The following is a 22,717-nucleotide window of genomic DNA, read 5'->3' as shown; positions in this document are numbered from 1 at the left end:
TTCGCGTCCCGCTTCAAGTGCTGATACCTTGCCCGCTCCCTAGCCCAGTTCTAGGCACGGCGGCAATGACCCATGCAATCGGCCTCACCCCGGCTCAGATCGGGAAAATCGCGGAGCGGATCGACCGTCCGGTGGTACTGGTCGGCCTGATGGGCGTCGGAAAATCGACCGTCGGCCGACGGCTTGCGGCCATGCTGCAAACCGACTTCGTCGATGTCGACGACGAGATCGAGCGTGCTGCCGACCGGACGGTAAGCGAGATTTTCGATGCCCATGGCGAGGCCTATTTCCGCGATGGCGAGCGTCGGGTGATCGCCCGGTTGATGGACGAGGCGCATGGAGTCATCGCCACCGGCGGCGGCGCATTCGTCGATCTGGAGACGAGAGCCCTGATTGTCGAGCGCGCGATCGCGGTCTGGCTCGATTGCGACATCGATACGCTGGTGGAGCGGACTGCGCGCCGCGACAACCGTCCGCTTCTGCAACAGGGAAACCCGCGCGAAATCCTGACGGAACTGAAGGACAAGCGAGGCGCTGCCTATGCCGAGGCGCAAATCCACGTGGTCACCGACGATGGCCCGCATGCCCAGACCGCGCAACGCATTCTGGAGGCGATCGACACATGGCTGTAATTCCCGTCGCATTGGCCGGCCGCAGCTACGAAGTGCGCGCCGGTTCCAGCCTGCTGGCCAATCTCGCCGGAGAAGCGAAGGACTACCTGCGCAAGGATCACGTCTGCATCGTGGCCGACGTCAATGCCCGGGACAATTGGGGTGAGGCTCTCGCCCGCTCGCTGCAATCGGCCGGTATCGAACCGCGCTGGTACGATGTGGCTCCCGGCGAAGGCTCGAAAAGCTGGGAAAGCCTGGCGCAGCTGACCGACTGGTTGCTCGCCCAGGGCGTGGAGCGCGGCGACCATGTGCTCGCACTAGGCGGCGGGGTGGTCGGCGACCTCACCGGCTTCGCCTGCGCGATCCTCAAGCGCGGCTGCGGCTTCGTCCAGCTACCCACCACGCTGCTGGCACAGGTCGACAGTTCGGTCGGCGGCAAGACCGCTATCAACACCGCGGCGGGCAAGAACCTCATTGGCGCCTTCCACCAGCCTTCGCTGGTCCTGGTCGACCTCGACACGCTGTCCACGCTCCCGCAACGCGAATTGCGCGCAGGATATGCCGAAGTGCTCAAATACGGTATTCTCGGCGATAGCGACTTCTTCGCCTGGCTCGAGGAGCGCGGCCATTCGATACTCGCGCTCGACAAGGAGACCTTGGAACAGGCGGTGGCGACCAGCGTCGCGGCAAAGGCGCGGATCGTGGCAGAGGACGAGCGCGAAACCAGCGGCACCCGCGCGCTGCTCAACCTCGGGCATACTTTCGGCCACGCATTGGAAGCCGAGACCGGTTTTTCCGAAAGATTGCTCCACGGCGAAGCCGTCGCGCTCGGCATGGTGCTGGCCGCCCGATATTCCGCACGACTCGGACGAATGCCGGAAGCGCAGGCGGAACGCATCACCAAGGCGATCGACCTTGCCGGCCTGCCTGCCGAAATCTCCGCTTTGTCACTCGAATGCGACGGGCGTGCGCTTACCGCGCATATGCTCCACGACAAGAAGATGGACGCGGGCACACTGCCCTTCGTCCTGCTGCGGGGGATCGGCTCGGCCTATCTCGATCGCGAAGTCGATCTGTCCGATGTTGCCGCCTTCCTCGACGAGCAGCTGCAGGCGCACTAGTCTCGCGCAGATGACGCGTTTTATCGATCTTTCGATACCGATCACCAACGAGGTGGTCTCCGATCCGGAGGTGATGCGGCCAAAAGTCACCTACATGACCCACGAAAGCACCTGGCAGCAGATTGCCATGTTCTTTCCCGGGTTGGAAAAGGAAGATCTGCCCGACGGCGAAGGCTGGGCGGTGGAGATGCTCGAGCTGTCGACGCATAACGGCACGCACATGGACGCGCCGTGGCACTACCATTCGACCACCGATAGCGGCGCCCGGCCCGCGCCCAGTATCGACGAGGCCCCGCTCGACCGCTTTTTCCGCCCCGGCGTGAAGCTCGATTTCAGCCATCTACCGCACGGGCATGTGGTGAGCGCAATTGAGGTCGAGCAGGCGTTCGACACGATCGGCTACGATCTCCAGCCGCTCGATATCGTGCTGGTGCAATCAGGCGCGGTCTACGGGACCGAGAATTTCACCGATCAGGGCGTCGGCCTGGGCGCAGAAGCAACGCTGTGGCTGACCGAGCGCGGCGTCGAGGTCGTCGGCACCGATGCCTGGAGCTGGGACGCGCCCTTCAGCCACACGGCCAAGCGCTGGGCTGAGACGAAGGACCCTTCGATCATCTGGGAAGGGCACAAGGCCGGTCGCATCCGCCCCTATTACCAGATCGAGAAGCTGACCAATCTCGAAAGCCTGCCCGACCACGGCTTCACCTTCAGCTGTTTCCCGGTGAAGATCGAACGCGCAAGTGCGGGCTGGATTCGTGCAGTGGCGATGATAGAAGAAACTGCATGAAAAGGATTTTCTCGAGTATCGCGCTTGCCGTGATCGCCGCCCCGACACTGGCTCACGAAACCACGCGCGAGGTCGTCTCCCAACCCGATGCGGCCGATTTCATACGCGCGGAAGCCGCCGTGGCTCCGATCATCGCGCTGATCGAGGCGGAGGATTCGCAGGAAGCGGTCAAGACCGCGGCCAGCGGCAGCGCGCTGTTCGCATCGAAACGCGCCGAACTGACCTCGCTCGGCGGGCAAGCGCGCAATGCGGTCGAAATTTATGGTCCGGTTGAACGCTGCGTCCTGCAGTCGCGCGATTTCACGACGGAGCTACGCTTCCACCTGAACTATGTGTGCCAGCACCGCGACCTGCTGATCCAATGGAAATTCAACGTCGACGATCTGCCGGCGGGAATGACCATCACCAATCTGAGCTTTTCGGACACCTTCTGACATAATTGCCAGTGGCCGGGTTCGAGCGCGGGTTAGGTCGGGCGCGCCTTAATATGGGTAACCTTGCCCGCGCCGTGCGGCTGGTAGTTGGCAATCATCGTGTCGTGTTGGGCAATAAGCCACTCGAAGGCGTGCAGTATTTCCGCAGGAGTGACTTGCTAAAAGTGCGTTTACCTTGAAGCGCACGCAGACCGGCAAACTCGCAAAAATCGGAAAGCCGCCGACACGTTCGATTGCGCCGCGTTTTGGTTGATCGTTTCGCGCGCTTTTTGTTTTGGGAAACGAACCTACTCCAGTTCCAGAATCACCGCGTCGACCGCCAGGCTCTCGCCCTCGGCGGCGTTGATCTTGGACACAGTCGCCTGCTTTTCGGCGCGCAGGATGTTTTCCATCTTCATCGCCTCTACCGTGGCGAGCGGCTGGCCCGGCTGGACTTCCTCGCCCTCTCCGACATGCAGCTTCACCAGCAGGCCCGGCATCGGGCAGATCAGCATCTTGGAAAGATCGGGCGGCTCTTTCTCGATCATGTGCGAGGCGAGGTGCGCGATACGCGTTTGCAGAATGCGCAAGCTGTGCGTCGCCCCGCGCGTGGTCACAGCATAGCCGGTGCGCGTGGGTTCTAGCTGGAAGGTGTAGCTCTCGACGGGCGCCGCGTCCTCTTCGGCGCCGTTCTCGAACAGCGCGACGTCGATCATCGGCTCGCCCGGCGTGTACTGCATTTCGATGGTGACCTGCTCGCCATCGACGGTCAGAGCATTTTCTTCGAGCCGGACTTCATGCGTGGTCGAGCCCTCCTCGCGCTCGCCGATTCGCACGGTCCAGTCGCCAGGCGCGTATAGATCGTCGGAGAGCTGCCCCTCGATCCGCCGCGCGCGATCGGCGTCGGCAGTGGCGATCACGCCGCCGACCGCGGCAAGCACCCTGGTCAGCTGCTCCGACGCAGGCGCGCCTTCGAAGCCCTCGGGATACTCCTCGGCAATGAAGCCAGTGGTCAGCTCGCCCGATCGGAACCGCTCGTGCTGCATAATGGCGCTGAGGAAATCGACATTGTGCCCCAGCCCCTCGATGCGGAAGGCGTCGAGCGCGGCGATCTGGAGATTGGCCGCTTCGTCGCGCGTTTCGCCCCAGGTCACCAGCTTGGCGATCATCGGGTCGTAGAACATCGACACTTCGCCGCCTTCGAATACGCCGTCATCCACACGCACGCCGTCGACACCGCGGCGACCGTTTTCCTCGCCATCGTCGGCCCAGGGCTCGACCGGCGGCTGGTAGCGCACGAGGCGACCGGTCGACGGCAGAAAGCCGCGATAGGGATCTTCGGCATAGACGCGGTTCTCGATCGCCCAGCCGTCGATCTTCACGTCATCCTGAGTGATCTTAAGTTTCTCACCTGCCGCCACACGAATCATCTGCTCGACCAGGTCCACGCCGGTGATCGCCTCCGTCACCGGGTGCTCCACCTGCAGGCGGGTGTTCATTTCGAGAAAATAGAAACTCTCGCCGGTCTTGTCCGCCCCCGAGACGATCAGTTCGACCGTACCCGCGCTGTGATAGCCGACCGCCTTGGACAGCGCGACGCACTGCTCGCCCATGGCCTTGCGCATCTTGGGCGTGACGAAAGGCGACGGAGCTTCCTCGACCACCTTCTGGTGGCGGCGCTGGATCGAGCATTCGCGCTCGTTCAGATAGATCACGTTACCATGCGTATCGCCGAGGATCTGGATCTCGATATGACGCGGGTCCTCGATGAATTTCTCGATGAAGACGCGGTCGTCGCCGAAGGAGTTGAGCCCCTCGCGCTTGGTCGCCTCGAAGCCTTCCTCGACGTCCTTGTCGTTCCAGGCGAGGCGCATGCCCTTGCCGCCGCCGCCCGCGCTTGCCTTCATCATCACCGGATAGCCGATCTCGTTGGAGACCTCGAGCGCTTCCTCCGTGGTGTCGATCGCATCTTCGGAACCCGGGACGGTGTTGACCCCGGCATCCTTGGCGATGCGCTTCGACTCGATCTTATCGCCCATCGCAGCGATGGCCGTGGCCGGCGGGCCGATGAAGGCAATCCCCGCTTTGTCCAGCGCCTCGACAAAGCTCGCGCGCTCGGAAAGAAAGCCATAGCCCGGATGCACCGCTTCGGCGCCGGTCTGCTTGGCCGCGGCAATGATTTTGTCCGCGACGAGATAGCTTTCGGCTGCGGGCGCGGAGCCGATATGCACCGCCTCGTCCGCCATCCGCACGAAGGGCGCGCGCGCATCGGCATCGGAATAGACCGCAACAGTCGCGATACCCATGCGCTTGGCCGTCTTGATGACCCGGCAGGCGATTTCGCCCCGGTTGGCGATTAGGATTTTTGTGAACATCTAGCCCCCAAGAACATCGTCACCCTGAACGTGTTTCAGGGTCCATCGAGCCTCTGCGATCGACGGTACTATCTGAAAAATGGATGCTGAAACAAGTTCAGCATAACGGGAATCGTGCGAGGTCACTCGGCCGGTTCCGTAACCTTGCAAGCCCGCATCGGCTCTTCCTGCGCCAGCGCGGTCAGGCCCAGCTTCGCGAAAAGCGCGGCGTCGCTGTCGTCGCCCGCATTAGGCGCGGTCAGCAGCTTGTCGCCGGTGAAAATCGAGTTCGCTCCTGCCATGAAGCACAGCGCCTGCGTTGCTTCCGACATGCTCTCGCGCCCGGCGGAGAGGCGCACCATGCTCATCGGCATAGTGATACGCGCCACCGCGACCGTGCGGACGAACTCGATATCGTCGATCTTGGCCATTGGCGTATCGGCCAGCATATCGCCCAACACAGTGCCCTTGACCGGGACCAGCGCGTTGACCGGCACGCTTTCGGGATGGCGCTCCAATGTGGCGAGCGTGTGGACGAAGCCCACCCGGTCCTCGCGCGTCTCGCCCATGCCGACGATCCCGCCGCTGCATACGTTGATGCCTGCATCGCGCACGTTCTGCAGCGTGTCGAGCCGGTCCTGGTAATTGCGCGTCGAGATCACGCGCTCGTAATATTCCGGCCCGGTATCGACATTGTGGTTGTAGTAGTCGAGCCCGGCTTCCTTGAGCATCTCCGCCTGTTTGGGCGTCAGCATACCCAGCGTCATGCAGGTCTCCAGACCCATGTCGCGCACGCCCTTCACGATCTCGACAATCGCGGGCATGTCGCGGTCCTTGGGGTTGCGCCACGCCGCGCCCATGCAGAAGCGCTGGCTGCCCGCATCCTTCGCCTGCGCCGCACGCTGGAGGACCGATTGCACCTCCATCAGCTTGGTCGCCTCGACCCCGCTGTCGGCCTTCACCGACTGCGAGCAATAGCCGCAATCCTCCGGACACCCGCCGGTCTTGATCGACAGCAATGTGCAGAGCTGGATCTGCTCGGGCGGATGGAACTCGCGGTGGACTGTGGCCGCGCGGAACAGCAACTCGGTGAAAGGAAGGTCGAAGAGGTCCGCGATTTCTTCGCGGGTCCAGTCGGTGCGCATTTCAGTCATTCGAGATTGCTTTCCATGCAATGAAGGTCCGCACCGCTTCTGCGACGAACAAAAACGCAGCCAGTCCCAAAACAAGCCAGCCCGAACGCGAGACGCATTCCTGCAAGAGAGGGCCGGGAGAATGGTGAAGCTGACAGTCGTTTGTGAACGATACCCGGATGCCCCAGAGGATTGCAGCGATTGAGCCCCAGACCAAGAGGCTTAATGGAAGAAGTGCTTTCTTAGTCAATTGGCTTCGCTCCATCACTCCGCTGCCTCGTCCAGATCCTCGCCCGCCGGCGGCATGTTGTGGCCGAGCAGGCGCAGCATGTCCGCCGCGCATTCGACCACATTGCTGCCCGGGCCGTAGATGCCCTGCACCCCGGCATCGCGTAGGAAGTCGTAATCCTTCTGCGGGATTACGCCGCCGGCAATGACCTTGATGTCACCGCGGCCTGCCTCTTTCAGCAGGTCGATCAGTTCGGGGATAAGCGTCTTGTGGCCCGCTGCGAGGCTGCTTGCGCCGATGGCGTCGACATCGTTTTCCAGCGCCAGGTCGCGCGCTTCCTCCGGAGTCTGGAACAGCGGGCCCGAGACGACCTCGAAACCCATGTCGGCAAAGGCGGATGCGATGACATTGGCGCCGCGATCGTGACCGTCCTGGCCCATCTTGGCGACCATCAGCTTGGGCGCACGGCCGAGGCGGCGCTCGACCGCCTTCACGCCCTCGACCACCTGCCGGTAGCGGTCGTCCTCTGCATAGGCGGAGGAATACACGCCGCGCACTGGCGTCGGCATGGTGTCGTAACGGCCATAGGCGTCCTCCATAGCCTGGCTGATCTCGCCCAGCGTCGCATCGTGGCGCGCTGCCTCTACCGCGAGTTCGAGGAGGTTGCCTTCGCGCTGTGCCGCGCCGCGGGCCAGCGCATCGAGCGCGGCCTTGCAGGCGAAATCGTCGCGGCCCGCGCGGACCTTTTCGATCCGCGCAATCTGGCTCTGGCGGACCTTGTGGTTGTCGATATCGAGCGTGTCGATCTCGTCTTCCTTGTCGCGGCGGTACTTGTTCACGCCCACGATCACCGTGTCGCCCTTGTCGACGCTTGCCTGCTTGGCAGCGGCGGCTTCCTCGATCTGTGCTTTGGGTTTGCCGCTGGCGACATATTCGGTCATGCCGCCCGCCGCCTCGACCTCGTCGAGCAGCTTGCGGGCCTCGTCAACCAAGGCGGCGGTGAGGCTTTCGATATAATAGCTGCCGCCCAAGGGATCGGCGACATTGGTGATGCCGGTCTCTTCCTGGATCACCAGCTGCGTGTTGCGCGCGATGCGGGCGGAGAAGTCGGTCGGAAGCGCGATCGCCTCGTCCAGCGCATTGGTGTGGAGCGACTGCGTGCCGCCAAGCACCGCCGCCATTGCCTCCACCGTGGTGCGGATGACGTTGTTGTAGGGATCCTGCTCCTGCAAACTCACACCCGAAGTCTGGCAGTGCGTGCGCAGCATCTTCGACTTAGGGTTCTGCGCGCCCAGCCCTTCCATGACATCGTGCCACAGATGGCGAGCGGCGCGCATCTTGGCGATCTCCATGAAGAAGTTCATGCCGATGCCCCAGAAGAAGGACAGGCGCGGCGCGAAGGCATCGATGTCGAGCCCCGCTTCCATGGCGCGCTTGGCGTATTCCTTGCCGTCGGCGATGGTGAAGGCGAGTTCCTGCACGGCCGTCGCCCCGGCCTCGTGCATGTGATAGCCCGAGATCGAAATACTGTTGAATTTCGGCATGTTGGCCGAAGTATATGCGATGATGTCCGAGACGATCCGCATGCTCGGTTCGGGCGGATAGATATAGGTGTTACGGACCATGAACTCCTTGAGGATGTCGTTCTGGATGGTCCCCGAAAGCTTCTCTTGGCTCACGCCCTGGCGCTCGGCCGCGACGATGTAGAACGCCATCACCGGGATCACCGCGCCGTTCATCGTCATCGACACGCTCATCCGGTCGAGCGGGATCTGGTCGAACAGGATTTCCATGTCGCGTACGGTGTCGATCGCGACGCCCGCCTTGCCGACATCGCCGACCACGCGCGGATGATCGCTATCGTAGCCGCGGTGCGTGGCGAGATCGAAAGCGACCGACAGGCCCTTCTGTCCCGCCGCGAGGTTGCGCCGGTAGAAGGCGTTCGATTCCTCGGCGGTGGAGAATCCCGCATACTGGCGGATGGTCCACGGACGGCCGGTGTACATCGAGGCATAGGGCCCGCGCGTGAATGGCGCGATGCCGGGGACGCCGGGATCGAGATCGGCGGTATCCTCGGACGTGTAGAGCGGCTTCACGTCGATCCCTTCGGGCGTGTGCCAGGTGAGATCGCGGCCCTTCACCTCCCTGTCGGCGAGGGCTTTCCAGTCATCATAGGTTGGCGTGTCACTCATGCGTGGCCCTAAACCACAATCGTATGCGCAGGGGAAGGGTGGCTGTCGTATCCAAGGCAAACCTTCCACGTCACCCCCGCGAAGGCGGGGTCCCAAGAAAGGGTGCGAACGACAGCATGGTTAGCTGGATCCACGCCTTCGCGCAGATGCCGAAAGACTTGCGGCGCTAGCCTCTTACTCCCCCTTGAACGCGGGCTCGCGCTTCTGGAGGAACGCCATGCCGCCTTCCATCGCGTCCTTGCTTGCCCCCGCAAGCCGCTGGCCTTCGGCTTCGGCGAGGAACACCTCGGTGATATTGCCGTCGAGCGCGGTGGCGATGTTTTTCTTCATCGTCGCATAGGCCAAGGTCGGCCCATTGGCGAGCTTCTCCGCCAGCGCCTTCGCCTCGGTCAGCAGCGCTTCGTCATCGACCGCCTTGTAGATCAGGCCCCACTCCTCGGCCTGGTCGGCGCCGATCTTTTCGCCCAGCATCATCATCCGGGTGGCGCGCGCGCGACCGATGGCGCGGCTCAGCAGCCAGGTCGAGCCGCCATCGGGCACGAGGCCGATATTGACGAAGGCCTGCAGGAAATAGGCCGAGCGCCCGGCAAGCACGAAATCCCCGGCCAGAGCGAGCGAACAGCCCACGCCCGCCGCGGGGCCGTTGACCGCGCATACCACGGGCACCGGCGCGCGCAGCACCATGTTCACTGCCGGATTGTAATGGTTCTGCAGCGCGCGGTGGCTCCCGCCCTTGCTGTCGAGCGCGCTGCCTTCACCGCGCGCGGAAAGATCGGCACCCGAGCAGAAGCCCTTGCCCGCACCGGTGATCAGCACCGCGCGGCTGTCGCCGAGGTCGTAGAAGGCCGCGCCGATCTCGTCCGCCATCTGCGGCGGCATCGCATTCAGCCGGTCGGGCCGGTTGAGCGTGATGGTGGTAAGCGGTCCGTCCTTCTCGACGATGATGGTTTCGTAGCTCACGCGTCTCTCCCCTAAGCTCCGATAGGCTCGTTTCTTATTGCAACTCGAATAGGCCCCGACCAAGCCGATAGGCAAGTCCGTTACGACGCGCGGCGTCAACTGCCTGTCAGTTCGACCAGTGGCTGTCGTCAGAGGGCGTTTCCATGATCTCGGTCAGCTGGCCCATCATGTCCCTGGGGTGGAGGAAGAAGATCGGCGTGCCATGCGCACCGATGCGCGTCGGGCCAAGGATACGCTTGCCCAGCCCTTCGAACCACGCTCGGGCCTCCTCGATATCCTCGACCTCGTAGCACACATGGTGCTGCCCGCCGGCCGGGTTCTTGGCGAGGAAATTGTTGATCGGGCTGTCGGGGCCGAGCGGTTCGATCAGTTCGACCTGCGTGCCGTGTGTGCCGTCCTCGCCCGGCGTGTCGACGAAGCACACCTTGACCCCCTGCGCTTCCAGATCGAAAGGCTCGTGGAATTCCGTCGCGCCCATCACGTCACGGTAATAGCGGATCGACTCCTCGATGGATGGCGTCGCAACGCCGATATGGTTGAGGCGGCCGAGTTTCATATACCTGCTCCGAAAAAGTTGCGGCGCGGCTCCACAATGGAACCGCGCCGCATGTTTGGAGCGTTAGTTCGGCGCAATCAACCGCCGGACGACACATCCTCGAGCCCGTCGACATATTCCGCACCGGCGAGCACTTCGGCGGAGCTGCCTTCGAAGCTTTCCCCGATCGGCTGCACGCGGCCGCCGAGACAGGTGCCGAGGAACCCTTCCATCGCCGCGAAGAAGCTCATGCGGTTTTCCGGCTTCTGGAAGCCGTGCCCTTCGTCGGGATAGTTGATGTAGGTCACGGGCAGCCCCTTGGCCTGCATTGCCTCGACCAGCTGGTCGGCCTCCTGCTTGGTCACGCGCGGGTCGTTGCCGCCCTGCCCGACCAGCAGCGGTACCTTGATATCGTCGATCCGGGTAATGGCCGAGCGCGAGAGCAGGTCTTCGCGCTGTTCGGGATCGGCCGGGTCGCCGACATAGCGGAACCAGGTGCCGGCGAGAAACGGCTTCCAATATTCGGGGAAGCTCTCGATCAGCGTCACCAGGCTGGACGGGCCGACGATGTTGACGCCGCACGCAAAGGTATCGGGGGTGAAGGCGACGCCGGTCAGCGTGGCGTAGCCGCCATAGCTGCCCCCGCCGATCGCGACCTTGTCCTCGATCGCGATGCCTTCGTCGACCGCCCAGTCGACCGCGTCGATCAGATCGTCATGCATCTTGCCGGCGAATTCCTTCACCGCCGCATTGGTGAAATCCTTTCCGAAGCCGGTCGAGCCGCGGTAGTTGACGCTGAGCACAGCATAGCCGCGATTGGCCATCCACTGGTGGATCGTGTTGTAGCCATAGCTGTCGCGCGCCCACGGCCCGCCATGCACCCACAGCAGCATCGGCAACGCCTCGTCGGGGCGGCCGTCCCCATCGGGATCGCTGCCCGGCGGAAGGGTGAGGTAGGATACCAGCGTGAGGCCGTCCGAGGACTTGAGCTCGAGCGGATGCATCGGCTGCAGCGGCGCATCGGCCAGGTCGGGCCGCGTGACGAACCATGGGGTCAGCGTGTCGCTCTGGCGATCGTAGACGTAATACTGGCCGGGCGCTTCCGCCGCGCCGCCCCAGACGACCCACTTCTGGTCGTCCTCGGTGCGCGAGACGACCTGGAACTCGCCGGCGATGTTGCTCGACAGATAGTCGAGCTCTGCCGCCGCCTCGTCGGTCAGCGCCTTCCATTCGTCGCGCAGGTAATTGGTCGAATAGGCGATCGGCGCATAGGTCTCGTTGTCGACCAGAATGCCGCTGAGATCGGCTTTCTCGGGCTCGACGATGACCGTGCGCTCGCCCGTGGCCAGGTCCACCGCGACGCCCGCCGCAAGGTTCCGCTCGCGGCTGTCGATCATGTAGACCGTATTGTTGTCGCGCGAGAACTGGACGATGTTGGTGTTGAGCATGTCCTCGCTGGGGATGTCGGCAAAGGTCTCGCCCGGGGTCATGTCCTCGTTGAGATAGACCGCCTTCATGCCCCCGTCGGGCTGCGGAGCCAGTGCCAGGCGTGGCTTGTAAGTGTTGTCGGTGATCCACTGCGCATAGCCGGGATTCTCGGCAATCAACGTGCGTTCGCCGGTCTCGATATTGTATTCGTAGAGATCGGTCAGCTGCGGGTTGCGTTCGTTCGTGCCGACGAGGATCACGCCGGGCCGGTCGCGGCTGACGCCCATGATCTGCGCGCGGATGCCGTCTTCCAGCGGCGTGAGATCGCGCGTTTCGCCGGTACGCGGATCGGTGACGTAGACGTGGTAGTTCTCGTCGCCGTCATTGTCCTTGACGAACATGACGTAGCGGCTGTCGGTCGACCAGAAATGGTTCGAAATGCCGCGATGGCGATCGTCGGTGACGACCTTGCCCTGCGAGGGGTTGTCCGCCGGGGCGACCCAGACGTTCATCACGCCCTCGTCGGGGGCGATCCAGCTGACCCATTCGCCATCGGGGCTGATGCGGCCCTGCGAGGCGACCGGATTGCCGAACAATTCGGTACGGTCGATCAGCTCGTATTCGGCCAGCGCATGGTGTTGGGCATGGCCGACCCCGGGCAAGAGCGCCGCACTCGCAAGCGCCGCGGCGGTAAGCGTGAGTTTATTCATGCAGATAGTCTCCTCTGGTTGCAGCGGAGACTAACGGAGCAGGGGTGTGTTGTCTAGATAGGACAGCCGATCGCAGTCCAAGTGTCACAATGCGGGCAATCTTGTCGTGGGAAGGCGGGAGAGTTGGCGTCTCGAAGCACCGATATGGTTGAGACGGCCGGGCTTCATCTCCAAAGTATCACTACTAGCTCTTGTGCCAGCCAAATCGCGGCGGCGACGATCAATAGCTTTGCAAATTGCCATGCCCAAAACCATCGGGTTGGCTCGCGCGCCCCAACGTTAATCTCAGCTCCTAAGACCTCACTCACACGCAGCCAGATTGAAGTAGCTCCAAGGGCTATGACGAGGATTGCCACTCCGAGTAGCGCTGGGATGGCAATTTCGCTGCCCATCACAGCGGAATGTTGTCGTGTTTCTTCCAAGGGTTTTCGAGCTGCTTGGTCCGCAGCTTACGTAGTCCCAGCGCGATCCGCTTGCGGGTCGAGTGCGGGTAGATCACCTCGTCGATATAGCCGCGCTGCGCCGCCACGAAGGGGTTAGCGAAGCGATCTTCGTATTCTTTGGTTTTCTCGGCGATCTTGTCCGGATCGTCGCGGTCCTGGCGGAAGATGATCTCCACCGCGCCCTTGGCGCCCATCACGGCGATTTCGGCGGTGGGCCAGGCGTAGTTGAGGTCGCCGCGCAGATGCTTGGAGGCCATCACGTCATAGGCGCCGCCATAGGCCTTGCGCGTGATCACGGTGATCTTGGGCACGGTCGCCTCGGCATAGGCGAAGAGCAGCTTCGCGCCGTGCTTGATAATGCCGTTGTGCTCCTGCGCGGTGCCGGGGAGGAAGCCGGGCACGTCGACGAAGGTCAGGATCGGGATTTCGAAGGCATCGCAGAAACGCACGAAGCGCGCGGCCTTTTTGGAAGAATTGATGTCGAGCACCCCTGCCAGCACCATCGGCTGGTTCGCCACCACGCCGACCGTGCGCCCTTCGACGCGGCCGAAGCCACAGATGATATTGGCGGCATGGTTCGGCTGGATCTCGAAGAAATCGCCCTCGTCCAGCGTCTTCCGGATGACTTCGTGCATGTCGTAGGGCTGATTGGCGTTGTCGGGGATCAGCGTGTCGAGGCTGTCCTCCATGCGGTCCCACGGATCGCTCGTCGGGCGCTCGGGCACCTCCTCGCGGTTCGACAGCGGCAGGAAATCGAAGAAATTGCGCGTTGCGAGCAGCGTTTCGATGTCGTTTTCGAATGCGACGTCGGCGACCGAAGTCTTGGTGGTGTGCGTCGTCGCCCCGCCCAATTCTTCTTGCGTGACGACTTCGTTGGTCACCGTCTTCACCACATCGGGCCCGGTGACGAACATGTAGCTGCTGTCCTCAACCATGAAGATGAAGTCTGTCATTGCGGGGCTGTAGACCGCGCCGCCCGCGCACGGCCCCATGATGAGGCTGATCTGCGGCACCACGCCCGATGCGAGGACGTTGCGCTGGAACACCTCGGCATAACCGCCGAGCGAAGCGACGCCCTCCTGGATGCGCGCGCCGCCCGAATCGTTGAGGCCGATGACCGGTGCGCCGACCTTCATCGCACTGTCCATGACCTTGCAGATCTTCTCGGCATGGCGCTTCGACAAGCTGCCGCCGAATACGGTGAAATCCTGGCTGAAAACATAGACGAGACGGCCGTTGATCGTGCCCGATCCGGTGACCACGCCATCACCCGGGATTTTCTGAGCCTCCATGCCGAAATCGGTGCAGTCGTGCTCGACATAGGTATCGAGTTCTTCGAAGCTGCCTTCGTCGAGCAGCACGTCGAGCCGCTCGCGCGCGGTCAGCTTGCCCTTGGCGTGCTGCGCATCGATGCGCTTCTGCCCGCCGCCCATCCGGGCAGCTTCGCGGCGGCGTTCCATTTCAGCGATATTGGCGGACATGCAGTTCCCCTGAATACGTTTGCGAATGCGCCTAGCCAGCGCAGGCCATCGAGACAAGCATGTGTCCCGGCGCAGGCTGGGACCTCAGGCTATCTGGCGCTCGGCTGACCGAGGCCCCGGCCTTCGCCGGGGATCAGCTTCTTTGCGCCGAGATCAGGAATTCCACATTGCCCTCCGGCCCCTTGATCGGGCTTTCGACGATTCCCTGCACCGCGAAACCCAACCCCTCGATCCATGTCCGAACCTCGTCGCAGACCCGCTGGTGAAGCACGGGATCGCTGACCACGCCCTTTTTGCCGACCTCCTCGCGCCCGACTTCGAACTGCGGCTTGATCAGCGCCACCAGCCGGCACTCACGCCCGGCGAGTTCGAGCGGGCGTTCGAGCACCTTGGCGAGGCCAATGAAACTCGCATCGCACACCACCCAGGTCACGGGCCGGTCGATCATCGCGGGCGTGAGGATGCGCGCGCTCGTCTGCTCGAGCACGGTCACCCGCTCGTCCTGCCGCAGTTTCCAGGCGAGCTGGTTGGTGCCGCTGTCGACCGCGAAGACATGCTCTGCCCCGCCCTGCAACAGCACATCGGTAAAGCCGCCGGTCGAACTGCCGATATCCATCGCGGTGACTCCGGACGGGTCGAGATCGAAATGCTCGATCGCATGCGCGAGCTTGATGCCCCCACGCGAAACCCAAGGATGATCGCGCCCGCGCACCTCGAGCGGCGCATCCTCGGCAAGCTGCTGCCCGGGCTTGGCAAGCTTCTGCTCGCCCGAAAACACCAGCCCCGCCATGACCAGCGCCTGCGCCCGCGTCCTGCTCTCCACGAGCCCGCGGTCCACCAGCATCTGATCGAGGCGTTTCTTTTTCGGCATCGGAAACATGGGCGTTAGCGAGCATTGGTGCTGCATGAAACCTGTCCTTTATCGCAGCTGGGCCCAGCTGGGCGGCGCACTGGCGCTCACCTTCACTATCGCCGCCTGCGTGCCGGCGCCGGAATCCACCCCCGCACCGACGGGCAGCCCCAAGCCCACCCCTACGCCGACGGCCACCACCCCCCCGCCGCCACCGCCCGCTCCGCCACCCAGCGAAAACTGGATCGACGAACCGCGCACTGCAGGCAGCTGGACCTACCGCACTGCGGTAAACGGCGGGCTGGCCCGGTTCGGGGACAGTAGCGGCCAGGCACAATTTTCGATCGGTTGCGAACGCGATGCCGGTCGCATCCTGCTGACTCGCGCCGGCCAGGGCCCGCGCCAGGCCGCCATGACCATCCGGACCGAAACCGCCGAGCGAACCTTGCCCGCCCGTCCCGCCGGGGGAGGCAGCCCGCAAGTGGTGGCTACACTCTCCGCCACCGATCCCCTGCTGGACGCCATGGCATTGACCCGCGGGCGATTCGCTGTGGAAATCTCGGGGTTGTCCACACTCTACCTGCCACCATGGGCCGAAGTGACGCGCGCGATAGAGGCGTGTCGATGAACGGATTCGGCCTCCGGCGATCCTCGCGATCCGCCCGCTTTCGAGATATGAAAACGGCCCGGAGAACGCTCCGGGCCACAAACGCCAATTCTGACGTGGGAAAACTTTTTTTCAAGGGTTGTTTTCACAGGCTTCGAGCAACAAATTGGTACTCAAGATCAGCGGCGAAACGCGGTCTTGTTCCCCGGAGACGGGGTACCTTGGCTCTAAACAGCGCGAAAGGAGGTGATCCGATGTCTCATGGTTCAGCAGAGAGGTCGGCAAGTTTCCGCGCGAGGTACTATCGGTAAGCAGAGCCGATAGAGACTTCGTGAGCGGCACTTCCCGCCGCTGACCATGCGAAGGGCAGTTCCACCTACGGGCGTGGAGCTGCCCTTCTCATTTTGTTAGATGGACGTGGTCAGGAGCTCCGTCCTGACCTTTCGGCACCAGCCGCAAGGAAATCGCGGAGGCGGTTTCTGCACGCAGCCAACACTCATCCTTGCGCGCCGCCTTCCTTCCCATTACCCGCGCAGCCATGGATTTCGAGCATCTTCCCCACCCCGCCCCGGTGCCCGGCGAGACCCGCCGGCAGGCGCTGGAAAACCCCGGCTTCGGCAAACTTTTCACCGACCACATGGTCGTGATCGACTATGACGAGGACAAGGGCGGCTGGCACAAGGGCACGCTCGGCCCGCGCGAGCCGATCAGCCTCGATCCGGCAGCAGCGGTGCTGCATTACGCTCAGGAAATCTTCGAGGGCATGAAAGCCTACAAGCGGGAAGACGGCTCGCTCGCGCTCTTCCGCCCCGAGCAGAACGCACGGCGTTTCAACGAAAGCGCGCGGCGTATGGCGATGCCGGAACTGCCCGAGGAACTGTTCCTCGAATCGATCCGTCAGCTGGTGGCGAAGGACCGCCACTGGGTGCCGGGCGATCCGGACGGCTCGCTCTACCTGCGGCCCTTCATGTTTGCTTCCGAGGCCTTCCTCGGCGTGCGCCCGGCGCGCCAGTACAAATATGTCCTGATCGCTTCGCCCGTCGGGCCCTATTTCACGGGTGGCGCCAAACCGGTGAAGATCTGGGTCAGCCGCAATTATACTCGCGCCGCACCTGGCGGCACGGGCGCGGCCAAGACCGGCGGCAATTACGCTGCCAGTCTGGTACCGCAGGCCGAGGGTATAAGGAACGGCTGCGACCAGGTGGTCTTCCTCGATGCCGTCGAGAAGAAATGGGTCGAGGAACTGGGCGGCATGAATCTGTTTTTCGTATTCGACGACGGTACGGTCATCACCCCACCGCTCACTGGTACGATCCTGCCCGGCATCACCCGCGACAGCCTGATCCAGCTTCTTCGAGAAGAAGGCCTGCAGGTGCGCGAGGAACCCTATAGCATCGACCAGTGGCGCGCCGACGCGATCGAGGGTCGTCTGCTCGAGACGATGGCTTGCGGCACCGCCGCGGTCGTCACGCCGGTCGGCACCGTGCTCGGCCCCGATGGCGAATTCACCATCGGCAGCGGCGGAACCGGCCAGATGACCCATAAGGTCCGCGAAAAGCTCGTCAGCATCCAGAAGGGTGCCGTTGAAGACACGCACGGCTGGACGGTTAAGCTCGACTGATCAGAAGCGCGGTCGCACGAGGAAACGGCGGGTGAAGGTTTCGCTCGGCCGCAACACGATGATCGCCACGCCCGCGAGCGCAATCGCGCCGCCGATCACCAGTCGCTCGCCGATTGCGTCGCCCGTCAGCCAGGCGCCGAAGACTATCGTCAGGATCGGGGTAAACAGAGTGAGCGGGACGACGAGGTTGGCGTCGTGCTCCTGCAGCAGGCGATAGTAGGCTGTGTGCGCGCCGACCGAGACGACGATCGCGGCAAAGAACAGGCAGGCAGCGAGTTCCCACGGCGCATTCGACAGTGCCGCTGCCTGACCACTTTCCATCGCGGCGGTCAGCGGGATTAGCACTGCGACCGATGCGACCGCCGCCCAGGCTTGCAATCGGATAGAGGGTATTTCGAGCCGCTTGACGAAAACCGACCCCAGCGCGCCAACCACGGCCGACAAGAACACCAGCAATAGGCCGGTGCCCGTCTCCATCTGATTGTCACCGGCCATGGCGAACAACACTCCGCCGAAGGCCAGCCCGATTCCCAATCCCCGCCGCCAGCGCACGCGCTCGCCGAGGAAGAGAATCGCGAACAGGACGGTCATCGGTGCGCCGGTCAGACTGACGACCCCCGCCGCCGAAGGGCTGGCGGTCTCGAGCCCCATGAAGAGCAATGCGAAAGAGCCGCCGCTGATGGCAAGGCCGATGACCAGTACCCGCCACAGCTTTGCCGGAAGCGGGCGAAGCAGCGGCACGAGAACCACCGCAACAATCGCCGAACGCAGCAGCGCATAGAATAATGGCGGTGTTGCGAGGTCGGCGATGGCAATCTTGCTGACGACCACGTTGAGCGCCCAGACGACGTTACAAAACGTCATGATGAGCAGCGCGCGCAGCGGCATCGTCAGTCGTCCAGCGGCGGCAGGGTCGCGGTCAATTCGGCCAGCCAAGTGTCGGCCACCGCATCGCTCGGGGCGCGCCAGTCGCCGCGCGGGCTCAGCGCCCCGCCCGAACTGACCTTGGGCCCGTTGGGGAGCGCGCTACGCTTGAACTGGCTGAACCCGAAAAAGCGCTTGAGGAAGTTTTCCAGCCACTTCGCGATCGTGGCGAGATCGTATTCGTTCTTCGCATCGTCCGGGAAATCGATCGGCCAAAGTCCTGATTTCGCGTCGTTCCAGGCATGCCAGGCGAGAAAGGCGACATGGCTCGGCTTCTGTCCCCAGCGGATGATGTGGTGGAGGAAGAAGTCGTTGAGTTCGTATGGCCCGATGATCGATTGCGTGCTCTGGATCCGCCCGTCCTCGCCCGCGGGTACCAGTTCCGGGCTGATCTCCGTATCGACGATATCGTCGAGCACCGCATCGCACTGCTTGTCGAACTGGCCGGTGCGAACGGTCCAGCGGATCAGATACTGGATCAGGGTCTTGGGAACGCCCGCATTGACACCGTAATGGCTCATGTGGTCGCCCACGCCATAGGTGCACCAGCCCAGCGCGAGTTCGCTGAGGTCCCCCGTCCCGATCACCCAGCCGCCATGCTGTCCCGCCAAGCGGAACAGATAGTCGGTGCGCAGCCCCGCCTGGACGTTCTCGAAGGTGACGTCGTAGACCGGTTCGCCATCGGCGAAAGCGTGGCCGATATTCTCCAGCATCATCGCAGCCGTCGGCTTGATGTCGATTTCCTCGGCCGTGATGCCGAATGCCTCCATCAGGCGCCAGGCGTTGGACTTTGTGCCCTCCGAGGTCGCAAAGCCGGGCATGGTGTAGCCGCGGATATCGCTGCGCGGGCGGCCCAGCCGGTCCATCGCCTTGGCCGCGACGATCAGCGCATGCGTGCTGTCGAGCCCGCCGGATATGCCGATGACGAGACACTTGGGATCGGTCGCTTGAATACGCCGCATCAGCGCATCGACCTGAATGTTGAACGCCTCGTAGCAATCCTCGTCCAGCTTGTGCGCACGGTTGGGCACGAAGGGGAATCGCCGAACCGGGCGGCGAAGGCCGATATCGGCGCGCGGCGCGGCGTGCTCGAACGCGATCGATCGGTACCAGTCCTCCGGGCGACCCTCCGCCTCGGCTGCATCGTTGTAGGTCTGCATCCGCATGCGTTCGGACAGGATCCGCTGCGTATCGATATCGGCCACGCACAATTCGGGTTCGAGGTCGAAGCGCACGCTTTCGACCAGGAGGTCGCCCAGTTCGTAGATCATGCCCTGCCCGTCCCAGGCGAGATCGGTGGTGCTCTCGCCGTGACCACTGGCCGAATAGGCATAGGCGCAGACCGAGCGGCTGGAGCTTGCGCGGCTGAGCAGGTGACGCTCGTCCGACTTGCCGATGGTGATGTTCGATGCCGAAAGGTTGAGCAGGATCGTCGCGCCGGCGAGCGCGGCCATCGTGCCTGGCGGATTGGGCGACCAGAAATCCTCGCAGATCTCGATCCCGAAGGTGAAACCCGGCAGGTCGCTTGCTGAGAAAACCAGATCGGTGCCGAAGGGCACATCTTGCACGCCGCAGCGGATCGTCAGTCCGACGCACTCGCGACCATGCGCGAACCAGCGCTTTTCATAATATTCGCGATAATTGGGCAGAAAGCTCTTGGGGACCACGCCGAGCAGTGCGCCGCGCGCCACTACCAGCGCGCAATTGTAGATGCGGCCGTTGCGGCGCAGCGGCGCGCCGAAGACGAGCACCGGCAGAAGATCGCGCGAGGCTTCCACGATCGCATCGATCTGATCCTCGACCGCATCGAGCAGCGCCGATTGCATGTGCAGATCGTCCAGCGCGTAGGAGGACAGGGCCAGTTCGGGATACAGCAGCAGGTCGACCGACTGCGCATCCGCCTTGCGCGCCTGTTCCAGAATTCCCTGCGCATTATAGGCGACATCCGCCGTGCGCACCTTTGGCGTGCTGGTCGCCACGCGGACGAAACCGTGCGTATGCAGGTCGTAAAAGGGATGGATGTCGGTTCCGCTCATAGTAGCGGGGCCTTTCTCGTCGGGTTCTTCAGGGGCGGGTTCGAGCCAGTCGGCGGGCTGGCAAACGCCCAGTTCGGCAAGGCGTTTCTGGACCGATGCGCGGGCGATCTTGCCCTTGGCTTCCCAGCCGTAGACGGTGCGGCTGGGCCAGGGTTCGGGATCGCCGAAACGCGCGCCGAATTCCTCCGCGCTAAGCGGCGGATCATGCGCCTCTCGAAAGGCACGTATCCTAAACCCTGCCAAGTGCATGTCCGCCCAGTATCCCTTTAGGATACCATATGCAAGGCACCTCTCAGGCAGCCAGCAATTCCGCCGCCGCAGGACTTGTCTGAAGCAGCTCGATCAGCCCGCGCTCCTCGCGCGTCAGCCACTTGGTCGCACGCGGCAGGCGCGCCTCGGCACGCCATTCCTCCTGCCGCTCGACCAGATCGATCACCGCCGGATGTATATAGCTCTTGCGCGTCACCGCTGGCGTATTGCCGAGCCGTTCCGCGACACAGTCGAGCAATGCCTTGATCGGAAGATCGCCCTCGCCTTCGAGCAGGCATTGAAAGGCCATCACGCTGCCGTGCCAGGTGCGAAAATTCTTCGCCGTAAACCGCTCGCCCATGGTTTCGGCGAGGTATTCGTTGACGTCGGACGAGCCCACCGCCTGCACTTCGCCCTCCTCGTCGACGTATTTGAACAGGTTCTGGCCGGGCAAATCCTGCATCTTGCGCACCAGCCGCGACAGGCTGCCATCGGATAGCGTCACCTCGCGCGGCTTGCCGCCCTTGCCCTTATAGCGCAGCCGCAAGGTCTTGCCGGTCAGTTCGGCGTGCCGCTTACGCAAAGTCGTCGCACCGAAGCTCCGGTTCTGCTTTGCATAGCCTTCGTTCCCGATACGAACCGCGCCCAGGTCGAGCAGCCGCACTACGCTGGCGATCGCCCGCTCGCGGGTCAGTGTGCGGCCGCGCAGATCGTCGTCCACACGCTTGCGAACCAGCGGCAATAGGCTCCCGAAGCTGACGCAGCTGTCGAACTTCTCGCCCTCGCGCGCCGTGCGAAATTCGGGGTGATAGCGATATTGCTTACGACCCCTCGCATCCACGCCGGTGGCGAGGATGTGGCCGTTGGGTGCGGGGCAAAACCAGGCATCGCCATAGGCTGGCGGCAGTGCGATCGCATTGAGCCGGCGCTTTTCCTCCGGATCGTTGATCAGTTTGCCTTCGGGATCGTAATAGGCCCATCCCCTGCCCGCGCCCTTGCGCGTAATGCCGGGCAGATCGTCGTCGACATAGATGAGCTTCGTCATAGCGAAGGGAAGAACCGTGGGGTCGCTGTCACGGTTCCCCACCTTGCGACGAACGGTTGGGTGAACTAGCCACCCCGCAACGAGGAGAACGCAATTGGCAGACGCAACCTACAACCCGCCCAAGGTCTGGACTTTCGATGCCGAGAACGGCGGCCGCTTCGCCAACATCAACCGTCCGACTTCAGGCGCGCGCGAGGACAAGCCTCTCCCCGTCGGCAAGCACGACTTTCAGCTCTATTCGCTCGCCACGCCCAACGGCGTAAAGGCGACCATTATGCTCGAGGAACTGCTCGAGGCGGGTCATTCTGGCGCGGAGTACGATGCCTGGACGATCGATATCGGCGAAGGCGACCAATTCGGCTCGGGCTTCGTCCACCTCAACCCCAATTCGAAGATTCCGGCGCTGCTCGACCGTAGCGGGGACGAACCCGTGCGCGTGTTCGAAAGCGGCGCAATCCTAATGCATCTGGCCGAGAAATTCGGCGCTTTCCTGCCGACCGACCAGACTCGCGCCGAAGTGCTCAGCTGGCTGTTCTGGCAGGTCGGCAGCGCACCCTTCATCGGGGGCGGCTTCGGCCACTTCTATGCCTATGCGCCCGAGAAATACGAATATCCGATCAACCGTTATGCGATGGAGACCAAGCGCCTGTTCGACGTCGCCGACAAACGCCTGGCGGATAGCGAGTTCCTTGGCGGCAAGGACTATACCGTGGCCGACATCGCGGCCTATCCGTGGATCGCACCCTTCGTGTTCGGCGTGATCTACGAAGAGGCGAAGACCTTCCTCTCAATCCACGAATACGCGAATGTCGAGCGTTGGGTGAAGCAGATTGCCGAACGCCCCGCCGTCCGCCGCGGCCGGATCGTCAACAAGGCCTGGGGCGACGAGGACGAACAGCTGCTCGAGCGGCATTCGGCCGCCGATTTCGACGGCAAGAAGTTCTGACGCAATCCGCCCGCACTTGACTTCCCCCCTCCCATGAGGTCC

Annotated in this window: 18 protein-coding genes; 7 read left to right on the top strand and 11 right to left on the bottom strand. The window is 63.3% G+C overall.

The features are described 5' to 3' along the window. Window positions 1-65: 65 nt before the first annotated feature. From ASS64_RS00680 to ASS64_RS00665, 4 genes are read left to right on the top strand one after another with little or no spacing between them, the layout of a single operon-like run. Window positions 66-632: a shikimate kinase gene (locus ASS64_RS00680; RefSeq protein ID WP_067688319.1), complete on the top strand. Its 567-nt coding sequence runs from the start codon at window positions 66-68 to the stop codon at window positions 630-632. Continuing rightward, complete coding sequence (gene aroB, locus ASS64_RS00675; protein WP_067688316.1) at window positions 623-1,732, top strand: 3-dehydroquinate synthase; 1,110 nt, start codon at window positions 623-625, stop codon at window positions 1,730-1,732. The genes ASS64_RS00680 and aroB overlap by 10 nt, the downstream gene beginning before the upstream one ends. 10 nt (window positions 1,733-1,742) lie before the next feature. After that, complete coding sequence (locus ASS64_RS00670; RefSeq protein WP_067688313.1) at window positions 1,743-2,519, top strand: cyclase family protein; 777 nt, start codon at window positions 1,743-1,745, stop codon at window positions 2,517-2,519. Next, window positions 2,516-2,953, top strand: coding sequence for a hypothetical protein (locus ASS64_RS00665; protein ID WP_067688310.1), 438 nt, complete (start codon window positions 2,516-2,518; stop codon window positions 2,951-2,953). Before ASS64_RS00670 ends, ASS64_RS00665 begins: the two co-directional genes overlap by 4 nt. A 287-nt stretch (window positions 2,954-3,240) precedes the next feature. On the opposite strand, the gene ASS64_RS00660 is transcribed toward ASS64_RS00665, so the two are convergent. The 8 genes from ASS64_RS00660 to ASS64_RS00620 all read right to left on the bottom strand — a co-directional run bounded on the left by ASS64_RS00660 (window position 3,241) and on the right by ASS64_RS00620 (window position 15,268). After that, on the bottom strand, window positions 3,241-5,307 hold the full coding sequence (locus tag ASS64_RS00660; protein ID WP_067688308.1) for an acetyl/propionyl/methylcrotonyl-CoA carboxylase subunit alpha: 2,067 nt from the start codon (window positions 5,305-5,307) through the stop codon (window positions 3,241-3,243). Window positions 5,308-5,429: 122 nt separating this feature from the next. Continuing rightward, window positions 5,430-6,440, bottom strand: a complete 1,011-nt coding sequence (gene bioB / locus ASS64_RS00655) for a biotin synthase BioB (protein WP_157075040.1) — start codon at window positions 6,438-6,440, stop codon at window positions 5,430-5,432. Between the two features lie 243 nt (window positions 6,441-6,683). Further along, complete coding sequence (gene scpA, locus ASS64_RS00650) at window positions 6,684-8,840, bottom strand: methylmalonyl-CoA mutase (RefSeq protein ID WP_067688305.1); 2,157 nt, start codon at window positions 8,838-8,840, stop codon at window positions 6,684-6,686. 174 nt (window positions 8,841-9,014) lie between these two features. Next, complete coding sequence (locus ASS64_RS00645) at window positions 9,015-9,800, bottom strand: enoyl-CoA hydratase-related protein (protein WP_067688302.1); 786 nt, start codon at window positions 9,798-9,800, stop codon at window positions 9,015-9,017. Between the two features lie 106 nt (window positions 9,801-9,906). Next, window positions 9,907-10,356, bottom strand: coding sequence for a methylmalonyl-CoA epimerase (mce, locus tag ASS64_RS00640; protein ID WP_067688299.1), 450 nt, complete (start codon window positions 10,354-10,356; stop codon window positions 9,907-9,909). A 77-nt stretch (window positions 10,357-10,433) separates the two neighbouring features. Next, entirely contained in the window at window positions 10,434-12,473 is a 2,040-nt protein-coding gene (locus ASS64_RS00635; protein ID WP_083508097.1) for a S9 family peptidase, read from the bottom strand. Between the two features lie 391 nt (window positions 12,474-12,864). Beyond that, window positions 12,865-14,397, bottom strand: coding sequence for an acyl-CoA carboxylase subunit beta (locus tag ASS64_RS00625; protein WP_067688293.1), 1,533 nt, complete (start codon window positions 14,395-14,397; stop codon window positions 12,865-12,867). Window positions 14,398-14,530: 133 nt separating this feature from the next. Continuing rightward, window positions 14,531-15,268, bottom strand: a complete 738-nt coding sequence (locus ASS64_RS00620) for a TlyA family RNA methyltransferase (RefSeq protein WP_067690217.1) — start codon at window positions 15,266-15,268, stop codon at window positions 14,531-14,533. A gap of 34 nt (window positions 15,269-15,302) precedes the next feature. Between ASS64_RS00620 and ASS64_RS00615 the strand changes: the two genes are divergently transcribed. Beyond that, window positions 15,303-15,875 carry a hypothetical protein gene (locus ASS64_RS00615; RefSeq protein WP_067688290.1) on the top strand — a complete coding sequence of 191 codons (573 nt, stop codon included), beginning with the start codon at window positions 15,303-15,305 and terminating at the stop codon, window positions 15,873-15,875. 517 nt (window positions 15,876-16,392) lie between these two features. Then, a complete protein-coding gene (locus ASS64_RS00610; RefSeq protein ID WP_067688287.1) occupies window positions 16,393-17,475 on the top strand; it encodes a branched-chain amino acid aminotransferase in 1,083 nt (360 codons plus the stop codon). Here the strand turns inward: ASS64_RS00610 and ASS64_RS00605 are convergent, their stop codons facing one another. The 3 genes from ASS64_RS00605 to ASS64_RS00595 form a co-directional block, all read right to left on the bottom strand. Next, the gene (locus ASS64_RS00605) at window positions 17,476-18,363 is read right to left on the bottom strand and encodes a DMT family transporter (protein WP_067688284.1); all 888 of its coding nucleotides are present in this window, start codon (window positions 18,361-18,363) and stop codon (window positions 17,476-17,478) included. Between the two features lie 2 nt (window positions 18,364-18,365). Further along, window positions 18,366-20,435 carry an NAD(+) synthase gene (locus ASS64_RS00600; RefSeq protein ID WP_067690214.1) on the bottom strand — a complete coding sequence of 690 codons (2,070 nt, stop codon included), beginning with the start codon at window positions 20,433-20,435 and terminating at the stop codon, window positions 18,366-18,368. Window positions 20,436-20,727: 292 nt separating this feature from the next. Beyond that, window positions 20,728-21,729, bottom strand: coding sequence for a DNA topoisomerase IB (locus ASS64_RS00595; protein ID WP_067688281.1), 1,002 nt, complete (start codon window positions 21,727-21,729; stop codon window positions 20,728-20,730). Between the two features lie 94 nt (window positions 21,730-21,823). Here ASS64_RS00595 and yghU point away from each other — a divergent pair, with 94 nt between their 5' ends. Continuing rightward, window positions 21,824-22,675, top strand: a complete 852-nt coding sequence (gene yghU, locus ASS64_RS00590; protein ID WP_067688278.1) for a glutathione-dependent disulfide-bond oxidoreductase — start codon at window positions 21,824-21,826, stop codon at window positions 22,673-22,675. Window positions 22,676-22,717 lie beyond the last annotated feature (42 nt).

It is taken from the genome of Erythrobacter sp. AP23 (assembly GCF_001542855.1).
In the GTDB taxonomy this organism is placed as follows: Bacteria; Pseudomonadota; Alphaproteobacteria; order Sphingomonadales; family Sphingomonadaceae; genus Qipengyuania.
The sequence above is the reverse complement of the archived record's forward strand: the minus strand, read 5'-3'. Positions and strand labels throughout refer to the sequence as shown.

Bases quoted from the DNA above. Each gene is read 5' to 3' on its own strand.
- ASS64_RS00680 (WP_067688319.1), top strand. From the start codon at position 66: ATGACCCATGCAATCGGCCTCACCCCGGCTCAGATCGGGAAAATCGCG.
- aroB (WP_067688316.1), top strand. From the start codon at position 623: ATGGCTGTAATTCCCGTCGCATTGGCCGGCCGCAGCTACGAAGTGCGC.
- ASS64_RS00670 (WP_067688313.1), top strand. From the start codon at position 1,743: ATGACGCGTTTTATCGATCTTTCGATACCGATCACCAACGAGGTGGTC.
- ASS64_RS00665 (WP_067688310.1), top strand. From the start codon at position 2,516: ATGAAAAGGATTTTCTCGAGTATCGCGCTTGCCGTGATCGCCGCCCCG.
- ASS64_RS00660 (WP_067688308.1), bottom strand. From the start codon at position 5,307: ATGTTCACAAAAATCCTAATCGCCAACCGGGGCGAAATCGCCTGCCGG.
- bioB (WP_157075040.1), bottom strand. From the start codon at position 6,440: ATGACTGAAATGCGCACCGACTGGACCCGCGAAGAAATCGCGGACCTC.
- scpA (WP_067688305.1), bottom strand. From the start codon at position 8,840: ATGAGTGACACGCCAACCTATGATGACTGGAAAGCCCTCGCCGACAGG.
- mce (WP_067688299.1), bottom strand. From the start codon at position 10,356: ATGAAACTCGGCCGCCTCAACCATATCGGCGTTGCGACGCCATCCATC.
- ASS64_RS00635 (WP_083508097.1), bottom strand. From the start codon at position 12,473: ATGAATAAACTCACGCTTACCGCCGCGGCGCTTGCGAGTGCGGCGCTC.
- ASS64_RS00625 (WP_067688293.1), bottom strand. From the start codon at position 14,397: ATGTCCGCCAATATCGCTGAAATGGAACGCCGCCGCGAAGCTGCCCGG.
- ASS64_RS00620 (WP_067690217.1), bottom strand. From the start codon at position 15,268: ATGCCGAAAAAGAAACGCCTCGATCAGATGCTGGTGGACCGCGGGCTC.
- ASS64_RS00615 (WP_067688290.1), top strand. From the start codon at position 15,303: ATGAAACCTGTCCTTTATCGCAGCTGGGCCCAGCTGGGCGGCGCACTG.
- ASS64_RS00610 (WP_067688287.1), top strand. From the start codon at position 16,393: ATGGATTTCGAGCATCTTCCCCACCCCGCCCCGGTGCCCGGCGAGACC.
- ASS64_RS00605 (WP_067688284.1), bottom strand. From the start codon at position 18,363: ATGCCGCTGCGCGCGCTGCTCATCATGACGTTTTGTAACGTCGTCTGG.
- ASS64_RS00600 (WP_067690214.1), bottom strand. From the start codon at position 20,435: ATGAGCGGAACCGACATCCATCCCTTTTACGACCTGCATACGCACGGT.
- ASS64_RS00595 (WP_067688281.1), bottom strand. From the start codon at position 21,729: ATGACGAAGCTCATCTATGTCGACGACGATCTGCCCGGCATTACGCGC.